Source organism: Microcoleus sp. T3_A4 (assembly GCF_036700465.1).
Taxonomy (GTDB): Bacteria; Cyanobacteriota; Cyanobacteriia; order Cyanobacteriales; family Microcoleaceae; genus Microcoleus.
Genome location: NZ_JAUBOY010000138.1, coordinates 1 through 1,221 on the forward strand (window position 1 = coordinate 1; position 1,221 = coordinate 1,221).

1 pseudogene is annotated in these 1,221 nt (G+C 49.4%); it reads left to right on the forward strand.

Annotation, left to right across the window (positions count from 1 at the left end):
* Nucleotides 1-64 precede the first annotated feature (64 nt).
* Nucleotides 65-1,143: pseudogene (locus QUA07_RS29900) on the forward strand (IS630 family transposase).
* Nucleotides 1,144-1,221: the final 78 nt, after the last annotated feature.

Below are 1,221 nucleotides of genomic sequence, written 5' to 3' on the forward strand. Positions count from 1 at the left end.
ATATCAGGTTCGGATAATTAGTTATAATTAAGGGCAGCCGATTCACAGGGACGCCAAACCCCCTATGCCAAAAAAAGTCCAGTTAGAACCGCACTTAAGTGTCCAGGAACTCTACACTCGCTACCGGACAAGTTCAGGGTTAGTCGAACGCAGCCACTACCAGATCATCTGGTTACTCGCCTCGGGCCACACCCCACTAGCGGTGTCTCAAGTTACCGGTTACAGCCGGATTTGGATTTACCAACTGCTGCGACGCTACAACCAATTGGGGGCTGGCGCCTTAAGCGATAAACGTTCGTCCAATCGTGGGCAACCTCCTCAACTCAACGACCTACAAAGAGCGCAACTGTGGCAAGTCCTATCTGGGCCTGCTCCCGATGGCGGTTTATGGAATGGTCGCAAAGTCGCTGATTGGTTAAGTGAGTGGACAGGAGAGCAGATCAGTCGCCATCGGGGATGGGAATATCTTCGGGAAATGGGCTACCGTTTGAAAGTCCCCAGACCGCAGCATCAGGAAACTGACATCTCTCAACAACAACAGTGGAAAAAAAACTTCATTTCGAGTTGAGATTTTTACAAGCTAAATATCCTCAAGCAGAGATTGAAGTTTGGGCGATGGACGAACATCGCTTGGGACTGCTACCAGTATTGCGCCGAGTCTGGACGCGGGTTGGGGAACAACGAGCGTGCCGAGGTCAAACATCAATACAAGTGGCTGTGGGTTTATAGTTTTGTCCACCCCGAGTCAGGAGAAACTTATTGGTGGTTGCTGCCTTTTGTCAACACTCAACTGTTTAATCGGGTGTTGGCCGATTTTGCACGAGAGTATTTGAATGGGGTCCAGATAAACGAGTGCTGCTGGTCGTTGACCAAGCTGGATGGCATCAGTCTCAAGAGCTAGTGATTCCTGAAGGCATTGATTTGTTCGAGCTGCCATCACATTCTCCCGAATTACAGCCAGCAGAACGATTGTGGCCACTTACTAATGAAGTCGTAGCCAATTACTCACCGCAAAATCTTGACGAGTTAGAAGAGCTGTTGGTCTATCGTTGTCAGCAATTGCTCGGTCAACAAGACTTGATTCGCGGACTGACTTGTTTTCATTGGTGGCCTTTGACTCGCCGACCGTTGACAATTAATTGAGTTCGATGAGTTCGAGGTGCTCACCCAGAGCGGCTCTGGAGTGGTCTCACGTGCAAATTAAAATTCGGTCGCCCGAAT